At 58.1% G+C, this 9,601-nt stretch carries 8 protein-coding genes; all 8 read right to left on the reverse strand.

All coding sequences use genetic code 11. The features are described from left to right. Positions 1 to 73: 73 nt before the first annotated feature. Complete coding sequence (locus LC062_RS21115) at positions 74 to 754, reverse strand: HAD family hydrolase (RefSeq protein WP_224913130.1); 681 nt, start codon at positions 752 to 754, stop codon at positions 74 to 76. Beyond that, positions 751 to 2,196, reverse strand: coding sequence for a D-glycero-beta-D-manno-heptose-7-phosphate kinase (rfaE1, locus tag LC062_RS21120; protein ID WP_224913131.1), 1,446 nt, complete (start codon positions 2,194 to 2,196; stop codon positions 751 to 753). The genes LC062_RS21115 and rfaE1 overlap by 4 nt, the downstream gene beginning before the upstream one ends. 39 nt (positions 2,197 to 2,235) lie before the next feature. Then, entirely contained in the window at positions 2,236 to 3,219 is a 984-nt protein-coding gene (gene rfaD, locus LC062_RS21125; protein WP_224913133.1) for an ADP-glyceromanno-heptose 6-epimerase, read from the reverse strand. A 408-nt stretch (positions 3,220 to 3,627) separates the two neighbouring features. Beyond that, positions 3,628 to 5,088: a glycosyltransferase family 4 protein gene (locus tag LC062_RS21130; RefSeq protein ID WP_224913135.1), complete on the reverse strand. Its 1,461-nt coding sequence runs from the start codon at positions 5,086 to 5,088 to the stop codon at positions 3,628 to 3,630. A gap of 5 nt (positions 5,089 to 5,093) precedes the next feature. Then, positions 5,094 to 6,305, reverse strand: a complete 1,212-nt coding sequence (locus tag LC062_RS21135; RefSeq protein WP_224913137.1) for a glycosyltransferase family 4 protein — start codon at positions 6,303 to 6,305, stop codon at positions 5,094 to 5,096. Positions 6,306 to 6,500: 195 nt separating this feature from the next. After that, on the reverse strand, positions 6,501 to 6,674 hold the full coding sequence (locus LC062_RS21440; protein ID WP_404829765.1) for an integrase core domain-containing protein: 174 nt from the start codon (positions 6,672 to 6,674) through the stop codon (positions 6,501 to 6,503). Positions 6,675 to 6,712: 38 nt separating this feature from the next. Then, complete coding sequence (locus tag LC062_RS21145; RefSeq protein WP_224913139.1) at positions 6,713 to 8,989, reverse strand: AAA family ATPase; 2,277 nt, start codon at positions 8,987 to 8,989, stop codon at positions 6,713 to 6,715. Then, entirely contained in the window at positions 8,986 to 9,318 is a 333-nt protein-coding gene (locus tag LC062_RS21150) for a hypothetical protein (protein ID WP_224913140.1), read from the reverse strand. Before LC062_RS21150 ends, LC062_RS21145 begins: the two co-directional genes overlap by 4 nt. Positions 9,319 to 9,601: the final 283 nt, after the last annotated feature.

Here is a 9,601-nt window from a genome sequence, read left to right on the forward strand (position 1 = left end):
CCTCCAACCTGTCGATTGGAAGCCTTGAATCCGATTTAAACAGTTAAATCAATACTATCAATGGGTTTTAACCCTAGCAGGAAGACGCCCGGTCCGGGGCGGGCGGGAACGCGGCGGCGGCAACCTCCGGCCAGTCCACCGTCTGCCGGGGGCGAATGTCATAGGTGAAACCGTCGATCGTTCCGCGTGCCGGCTTGTCATCCGGCGCAAGCATGAGCCCGCGTTTCAGGCCGGCTGCGGCGGCCGCTTCCATGTCTCCCTTGCGATCTCCGACGATGAAGGAGGTTTCAAGCGCCACAGGCAGCAATCTCGCCGCTTCCAGCAACATGCCGGCTCGCGGTTTTCGCCAGGGGTGGTCGGCAACCGCGAGCGCGTCCAGGCCCTCTTCATGATACGCGCAGGCCAGAATGGCATCGATGGTTGCACCGGCTGCCGCGAACTCCTTCAGGATCCGGCGGTTTACCGAGTCGAAGTCGCCCCAGCCGTAGTATCCGCGTGCGATGCCGGACTGGTTCGTGACAACGACAACGGGACTCTCGCGGCGGTTGGCGGCTCTGACGAGCGGGGCCGTATCCGTCCAGACCTCGAGCGTTCGCGGATCGCCGACATATCCCGTGTCGCGATTGAGAACCCCGTCCCGGTCGAGAAAGAGCGCGGACCTCGTCGTGCCCGTGAAGGGACGAAGGATCTCCCGCCACAGTCCCGGCGCGATACGCCTCGGGTCGTCGTGTCGGAATGTGCTGCCGGTGCTCACGTCTTGATCTTGCGGATGGTCTCGGTGGTGCTGCGCCCCTCCACCAGATCGAGCAGGATCACCTCGCCCCCGTTCGCCTGCACGCTGTGCGCACCCACGACCGTATCCAGCGTGTAGTCGGCGCCCTTGAACAGCACGTCCGGCTGCAACGTCTCGATGAGCGACAGCGGCGTGTCGTCGTCGAACACGACGACGGCGTCGACGGAGCGCAGCGATGCCAGAAGCATGGCGCGGTCATGCACCGTGTTGACAGGACGGCTCGGCCCCTTGAGGCGGGATACCGATTCATCGGAATTCAGGCCCACCACCAGCCTGTCGCAATGCTCGCGCGCGCGCTCGAGCATGGACGCGTGCCCCGCATGGAGAATGTCGAAACAGCCGTTCGTGAAGCCGACCTTCAGCCCCTCCGCCTTCCACTGGCTGCGGGTTTGCAGAGCTTGCGACAGGCTGGAAAACGACGGCATCACCGTGCCGGGAATATGCTGGCGGGCCATCTCGCTGCGCAGTTCCTCGCGGGAAATGCGGGCCGTGCCCCGCCTCTGGACCGCCAGCCCGCCCGCGACATTCGACATGCGCGCGGCCGCCTGAAGGCTGGAGCCGCTCGCCAGTCCGACGGCGAGCGTCGCCACGACTGTGTCCCCGGCGCCCGAGACGTCGAAGACCTCGCGGGCTCGGGCCGTCAGGTGAGTTGCCGTGTCACGCTCCACGAGCGACATGCCCTTTTCGCTGCGTGTTGCGAGCACGAAGTCGAAGCCGAACCGGTCGATCAGCTCCCGGCAGGCGGCAACCACCTCGTCATCATCGTGGAGCTTGCGCCCGACGGCCGCGCTCAGCTCCTTGAGGTTCGGAGTTATTCCCGTCGCACCGCTGTACCGGCTGAAGTCGTTGCCCTTCGGGTCCACGATCACGGGCTTGCCCAAAGCCGTACAGGAGCGGATGAGGGACTGGCCGAGCGGGCCGTGAAAAATGCCCTTTCCATAGTCGGACAGGACGATGCAGCCGGCTTGCGAGGCGTGTTTCTCGATCAGTGTCGCAAGGACCGCGTGCTCTTCGTCGGCGAGCGGAGCGTCATCTTCCTCGTCGTAGCGAATGACCTGTTGCCCATCGACGACGAAGCGGGTCTTGGTGGTGGTCTTTCGGTGGTTCGAGGGAACGATCCCGCTCGGCTCCACACCGTAGTCCTCGCATATGCGGGTGAGGAGGGGGCGTTGATCATCCGCCCCCGAAACCGAGAGAAGGGTCGCGTTGCCACCCAGGGAAACGATGTTGGCCGCAACATTCCCCGCGCCGCCAAGGGTGTGTGTGGCGTATTTGTGCCTGAAGACCGGGACGGGGGCCTCCGGGGAGATCCGCGTGATCTGGCCGTGGATGTGACGGTCGAGCATGATGTCGCCCAGGACCAGCGTATGCGAAGGGGTTATCTGGTCGGAGGTCGTGTCCATCTGGGGTCTGTTCCCGTGTCGCGTCCCGGAAATCCGGGGCTACCGATGCGGATCGGTCTTCAGAAGGTAATCGCGCATCGTGATCTCCACGCCGCGCTCGATCGAGGTGCCGCCGCCGTTGTAGCCCGCCTGGCGCAACCGTGTCATGTCGGCCTCGGTAAAATACTGGTACTTGTCGCGAAGCGAGGCCGGCATGTCGATGTAGCGGATATTCTCTGCTTGCCCGGCGGCCTTGAAGGTGGCGGCGATCAGATCGCGGAAGCTGCGCGCCTGTCCGCTGCCCACGTTGAAGACCCCGTTTTCAAACCGGTTCGAAAGCAGCCAGGAGACGATGTCGACGCAGTCGTCGACGAACACGAAGTCGCGAAGCTGGCCGCCGTCCTCATAGTCGGGGCGATGCGACCTGAAGAGCGGCACTTCCTCTCCGGCGGCGCATTTTTCCCGGTTCTTCGACACGATGCTCATCATGTCGCCCTTGTGCAGCTCGTTCGGCCCGTAGACGTTGAAGAACTTGAGGCCGGCCCATTTCGGCGGCGTGGCGCGGCCCCTTGCCTGTTCCGACAGGGCCCAGAGATCGAAGAACTTCTTGGACCAACCGTAGAGGTTCAGCGGCTGAAGCTGCTTCATCTGTTCGATGTCATTGTCGTCGCGAAAGCCCTGGCTGCCATCGCCGTAGGTGGCGGCGGACGACGCATAGATGAAGGGGACGGAGCTCTCCGCGCAGTATCGCCAAAGGCTCTGCGACAGGTCGATATTGGTCCGGACGATGAGATCCGCGTCGCTTGCCGTGGTTGCGGAGATCGCCCCCATGTGAACGACCGCGGCGAGATCGGGAGAGGAGGCCAGGAAGTCGCCAAGCGCTTCGGGGGCGGTGATCCGGTAAAGCAGGCGGTTCTTGAGGTTCTGCCACTTGATGTTGTCGTCGCCGAGCCAGTCGCAGACCACGACCTCATGCCCGTCGTCGCAGAGCCGCGCGGCGATGTTGCTTCCGATGAAGCCGGCGCCTCCGGTGATCAGTATCATCCTCATGTCTCCGTGTTCTTGTGCTTTCGCACGCTCCTTCGAAAAATTTCTCCCTTTGGGATACCTGCGTATGTCAATGAGTAGGTAAACAAAATGGGGGCAGCCCCAGTTGCCGCTATTCACGGGTGAAGGCTTTGGCATATGTCCCGACAGGGCCGGAAGGGCTGGGCACCTCCTCACAAATCGCACCGTGACCGAAGCTACGATCTGGCGCGTGCTTGGTCTCCAATGCCTGACCCGCGTCACCGGTCTAGCCGTAAGCGCTGTCGTTCGGGCATTGTTGCGCGGGTCGTTCAGGCTTGTACCAATCGCTGATTGTTTGATCGCAGACACCTTCGGCCTATCAGTCCTGATGAAAAGCCTCATCAGATCTCACGCCTAGAGATTGCTTAACCCCCCATGACCAACTTAATCGGACTTGCCTACAACCAAATGATAGGCTTCCTTCGCTCTGAGATTTGAGTATTTTTCTTTAACGTATAGATATGCAGAGGAGCCTATTTGCGATCTTAATTGTTCGTCTTCGAGTATTTGGTCGATTTTTCTCCATAGCGCGGCGTAATCGCCTCTATCAACCAGGTACCCGGTGTGGCCATCGACAATAGTTTCTCGATAGGCTCCACCGTCAAATGCAACGACCGGAGTCCTCATAGTGCCCGCCTCCAGCGGTACCCTGCCAAAGGGCTCCGGCCAAATCGTCGGGAGGACGACGACATCGGCTTCGTCAATTGCCATGAAAAGGTTACTTCTATCGAGAAACCCGCGCATCTTCACTTGATTTTCTATTTTGTTAATATGGCAGAATTCTGCGATTTCTTTGGAAACCCTTTCTCCCCGACCGACGATATGTATTATCTTCCTTTTGTCAGACCTTAAGTTCTCAACACTGTTGCGAATAAATTCTAATTGGCCCTTCGCTTCGTTAATAGATCCAACTATCGTGATGATCCGCTCATTTTCTGATTTACATGGCGATTTTTTTTGTTTTGGTGCGCCTGAAACAAAATTTGGTACAATATGTACAGATGCTTTTGATTGTAATAGGTTGTTGATTTGTTTGTGAAGATATTTGCTGGTCACGATGATATCGTCGAAGGCTTTTAAGCTACTCAAACGCTCCTCTCGCACGGCTTTCAAGATCATGCGAAAGTCATGATGGGCAAAAGGGGCATCTTCATGTGAACAAGAAAAATCACAATTTGTGCAGACCCTATCTTTTACAACCATAATTTGATTGTGCCGGGCGCAGAAGAAACGATTGTCACGTACATACGCGATTTTGTGAACGCCGGCCCATTGATCGGGGGAGCGGGTTATGGAATTCTTTGTTAGAACAATACTTCTCGTATTGTTTGAAATAACTCTTGATATCCCCAGTCTTGAAACAATTTCGCTTAAAATTTTAGCTCTATACGTGTAGTTCTCGGGCATTGCGTCAGCTGGAATGCCGCCGCTTGGTTTCCTTCTCTTTAGGAGGAGCTTGTAATAGGTAGTCCTTAAATTGTTTAGTCCAAACTTATATGCGTATAGAATTGAGAGCGGAATATCGCCGATACGAACACCAAACAAATTTAATTTGGATGCCCATTTGGGAATTGAATTATTTAATATCTCGTAGGGTGGTAGCTTGGGGGCAACGATTACCTTGATGCTGTCCTCAGTGTAAAACCGGAAAATGTCATCATTCCCAGTAAACTTTATGACAAGGTGGCGATCTGGGGCGGAACTGTCTCTGACGAGTTCGTGCATGCTGATTTCAGCCCCTCCTGTTGTTTCAGGAGGATACTCGTCTGACACTATGAGTGTTGAGACAACTCCTTTGAAGGTGCTCTCGATTTCGTTTAGAGCAGAATCAATTTTATACCTCATCGGTCTCAACACCACATCCGCTCCAAAACATGCTTCCAAGTCAGGTGTTTTTCGATTATGGAACGCGCTTCGTCAATATGGCTTTTATATTTATATTCATCTTTGTACTCTGACATGAGTGTAATAGTTCGATCTGCATCTTGTTCAGAAATCAAGCCACGCAAGCCAATTCTATACAAGCTTGTCAGGTCGTCTAATCCCTCATGACCGGAGACTATAGGTATCGTTCCCAGGGCGATTGCTTCAAGTGCGGTTATGCCAAACCCCTCATACCCGCCAGTTTTGAGGTCCATTTGAGACGGTAAGAACAAATAGTCGCTCATTTCCACGATGCTATTTTTGCGACTTTCATCAACAGCGCCGTGAAAGATAACCCGCTTCTCTATTCCTTTGGTCTTCGCAGCGTGCCTGACTTCTTTTTCGTATGGGCCGCCGCCGACAATATGAAGGACGCAGTCCATTTTCTCCAAGATGCTATATATTCGTTCAACTCTCTTATGCTTTACAATTCGTCCGACATAGCAGAGGTGCATTACATCTTCGGTCCATCCATTCGCATTGCGCGCATGTCTTTTTCTGCCGGCTCCCTCGATCTTCCATCTACCCGAACTCATGTATTTTCTTGTGTCCAGGCCGCATCCGCATACGGAATAGTTGAGGATATTATGTATATTCATCGCAATATTCTTCGTGAAACGGCTATTGCAGTGAACTTTTTGCGATCTTACGAGTGCCCGATAAAGCTGAAATGCACGAGAGCCAACCGGGCGGGGACGAAAACGCCCCCTAACATTCGTACTTTCGATAAACTGACTTGAGAGCTCGGTCCCATGGACAATCAGCTCACATTCTATTCCCAGTTCGGAAGCCGCTGAAAGAGCTCCATCGCCATAGTAATAGTGATGGGCAAGAAGTATTTTGTTGATACTATTTTCTTTGCAAAAAGATAATATTGTATTCTTAATTCTATTATCTTCAAATTCTTTATTTTTCTCGTAATTTTTGAATTGTGCTTCCGTTTCTGGGAATAGGTTGTAATAATTGTCCTCAATTTCCGTTTTTGTTGACATGCGCGGCGACATTAGTGCCGCATATTCACAACGTTCCGCGATCGCGTTGGAAATGTGGTGCGCAAAATTGGAGACCCCGCCGATTTTCGGAAACGCATCTACCGAAATGACTAATACCCTGCTTTTGCTCAGGCCGGTCATATCCATCTTAAAAGAGCTCCTACGGAACTTTGCCTGGGCAAAGAAGAACGCGATTGCATTTACGGCTTGGTTTGAGCGCCGATGACCTGAGAAGTCACGTCCGCATCCATGACATCGGTGGCCTGCCAGGTGTTCCTCATGTCGATCTGACGTGCCCCCGTCTTTGGATCGCCCCGAACGGGAACGTCCGGGGTGTCTGGCTCAAGCGGCGGAAGGTGCCGATGAGCCTTTCATGAGCGATATCGGCGGCTTGTTGCCGATTGCGCTGTGCGGGCGGACATTGTTGTAGTCCTTACGCCATTTCTCCATTTTCGAGCGGGCGTCGTCAAGCGTCAGGGCCGCCGAGGACGGCGCCGCGCACATTTCACGCAGCACCGTTCTCGTTATCCATACGCGCCCTATCGCGGCCCTAGCTAGTGCACGTTGCCCTGCCAGATGCCCCCGTGGAGGGCGTCGATGTTCTCCCTGAGCAGCTTTGCAATCTGCTCCTCTTCCAGTTCACCGCGATGGGCCAGGAACGCGGCCAGCCGGTAGAGCGGCTGCATCCTCGTCGAGAGCATGCCCCGGACGAGGTGGGCGATCTCCTCCAGCCGAAACCTGACCTTCTTCTGCAGAAGAGGATCGGTGGCGAGTCGCGCCTCGGCCTTCTCGGGCGGCTCACGCCAGAGCAGCGAGGTGCCGAGGCCGCAGGAGATCTCCTGCATCGCCGCCAGGATGCTGGCGCGCGCGAGATCGCTTTCACGCGGTCCGCCTGCCGCCGTGGACGCCATCCCGTTGAGCACTTCCTCCGCGACGCGGCCGGCGAGCAGGACGGCGAGATGCATGTCGACGTCTGCCACGGTGGGAACGGCGGAGAACCCCAACCCTAAGAAGGCATGCGGCCCGGTTTCCGGGGAGATGAGCGACATGCGGTAGACCGGCAGGCCGAAGAGATGGGCCACGAGCGCGTGCCCCGCCTCGTGGACGGCCATCTGCCATTTTTCCTCGGCGGTATAACGCGGGGTCCGCTTCAGAAGCTCGTCCTGGAGATGTCTTTCCGAAAGACGCTCGCCCGCCCGTCGGGCCCGGGCCCTCACCGTGCGGATGAGGGCCTCCACGTCCGCGCCGCTCGCCCCGCTCAGGAACCGGGCGGTCCGATCAAGATCGATGTCCGGAAGATCCTCCTTGAGATACTGCCGCAGGATGCCCGCCAGGTCCCCCTCGTCGGGCAGCGGGATCTCGATCACCTTCTCCAGCCGGCCCGGTCTCAACAACGCGGGATCGAGAACGCCGGGGTTGTTGGTAGCGCCCACGACAATCACGCCCTCGCGTGCTTCAAAGCCGTCGAGCTGCTCGAGCAAGCCGTTGATTGCCATGCGCACATAATCGCTGTTGTGGGTCTGCAAATTGGTCCGGCTGCCAACGGCGTCGATCTCGTCAATGAAGAGAAGCGAGGGCGCCTTCCGCCGCGCGTCATCGAAATCGCGCCGCATGGCTCTCAGGTAATCGCCAAGATGACCACATGCCTGCCAGGCAGCGGCCGACGTTGCGACCAGATGGAGACCGCAGCTTGCCGCAAGGCTCGCCGCAAACCTTGTCTTGCCCACGCCCGGCGGTCCGGCAAGCACGAGCCCGCGATCGAGATCCTCCCAACTGACTTTTCCCTCGCGGTAGGCGGCAAGGTCCAGCGCCAGGTCGAGCCCCCACGTGCGGGCCTCTCCGTAGCCGACGAGCTCCTCCAGGGGTATCGGGCCAGTCTTGCCTCCGGATTTGGGGCCAGTCTTCGGGGCGGGTGCGGAGGCCGAGAGCATTCTGCGCAACCGGGCACGGGTCCGCGCCGGCGCTTCACGCTCGCGCATCGCGGTTCCTATCTCGAATATGGATTTGGAGCGAAGGATCTCCGGATCGATGGCCTCTGCGAGACCCAAATCCCGGTCGTGCAAGGCCAGAAACGTGCGTTCCAGATCCTCGACTTCCAGTGTGCCGAGGGACATGACCACGTCGCAGGCCGCACCTGCCTCCTCGGCGAGCGCATCGAAGTCCTCCGTTATGATGCAGATCGCATAGCGCTCGTGCAGGTAGAGGGCGAGCCAGGAAAGGGCGCTGCCGTCCTCGTCGATGTCCTTGGATCGTAGATCACCTGGTCCTGAGTCCTTGAAGAGTGCAACGCCTGGTCCGCTGTGCCTGTAATGAGACCGAAGATAGGCATGCTCCCTCGCTTTCCACCCCTGGGGAACCAGGCATGCCTTGATGATGGACTCCACACCTTCCTGCCAAGACTCAGGGGCCTCGAAAGCAACAACACGGGCCGGGCGAAACAACCGCGTCGCCTTGCCCGCATCCGCGTCGACAATGGCCCGGGCCACTGCCGCGGTGACCATGGTGAGTACCGGCGGAAGCAGCAGCGCGTCCCGATCGAGGAACGGCTCCCCGGCACTCGCATCCTCATCGTCCTGAAGATCGAGATCGACCTGGTCTTCCGGTCCATCCTCGGAGCTGAGGTCAACCCGGTTGATGCGGTTGGAATAGTGTCCTGCCAAGTCGGCCTCGGCATTGACCCGCCTTTGCAGTCGGCGGGCCAACCTTCCAAAGACCTTGTCGATACGCGCCTTGCGCCGGGCCTCGGGCGCCTTGCGGGCCAGACGCGCCTGGACGGTATCTCTCTGAGGAGTGTCGACGACTGGCTCTACGGTTACGGATGCACTGGTCATTGGCGCACCTCCCGGCAGACGGCGTCGCCACGATTGAACGCAGCAAGCCAGCGGGCATCCTGAAGCAGACTGTACGCCTGGGTGACCATGCTCGGGTCGGGCAGCAGCCCGAGACCGTCATCGGCAACTGGCGCGCAGAGATCCATCAGGGTGATGGGCTCACATTCGGCGAGGCGCCCTCTGGCGCCATCGATCGCCACCAGCAGAGCGGAGGCCAGCAGGTCGAGGGTGCCATCCTCCCCATGAGCGATGCCGCCGGATCGAATGTGGTCTTCCAGGGCCTGGTAGCAGACCGGCAGATCGTCGGTGTCCGGGATGTTCGTGGCCACTGTGGCACGGGCGGCATCAAGGCAGGCTACGATGAGGTCGATCGTGCTTGCCCCGAGCTCGGCGTCTTGCCGCCACCACGAGAATGGGCGTGCGGCCTGAAGGGGATCGGGGCGCCCGGAAGAACGGACTGAAGGGGCAGCACCGTTGCTGCGCGAATGACAATAAATCTGCTGAGACAAGACAAAGGTCTCCTGTTGGCCCGTCGGGAAACCCGCGGGCGGAACTGGAAAATCGGGATGTGTTGGAAAGGGCCTGCCTAGACGGCGGCGAGCCTCGGCCGGC

Source organism: Stappia indica (genome assembly GCF_020177335.1).
Classification (GTDB): domain Bacteria; phylum Pseudomonadota; class Alphaproteobacteria; order Rhizobiales; family Stappiaceae; genus Stappia; species Stappia indica_B.

What these genes read in the sequence shown, in the direction of transcription:
- rfaD (WP_224913133.1), bottom strand. Translation starts at nt 3,219, where the DNA reads ATGATACTGATCACCGGAGGCGCCGGCTTCATCGGAAGCAACATCGCC.
- rfaE1 (WP_224913131.1), bottom strand. Translation starts at nt 2,196, where the DNA reads ATGGACACGACCTCCGACCAGATAACCCCTTCGCATACGCTGGTCCTG.
- LC062_RS21130 (WP_224913135.1), bottom strand. Translation starts at nt 5,088, where the DNA reads ATGAGGTATAAAATTGATTCTGCTCTAAACGAAATCGAGAGCACCTTC.
- LC062_RS21135 (WP_224913137.1), bottom strand. Translation starts at nt 6,305, where the DNA reads ATGGATATGACCGGCCTGAGCAAAAGCAGGGTATTAGTCATTTCGGTA.
- LC062_RS21145 (WP_224913139.1), bottom strand. Translation starts at nt 8,989, where the DNA reads ATGACCAGTGCATCCGTAACCGTAGAGCCAGTCGTCGACACTCCTCAG.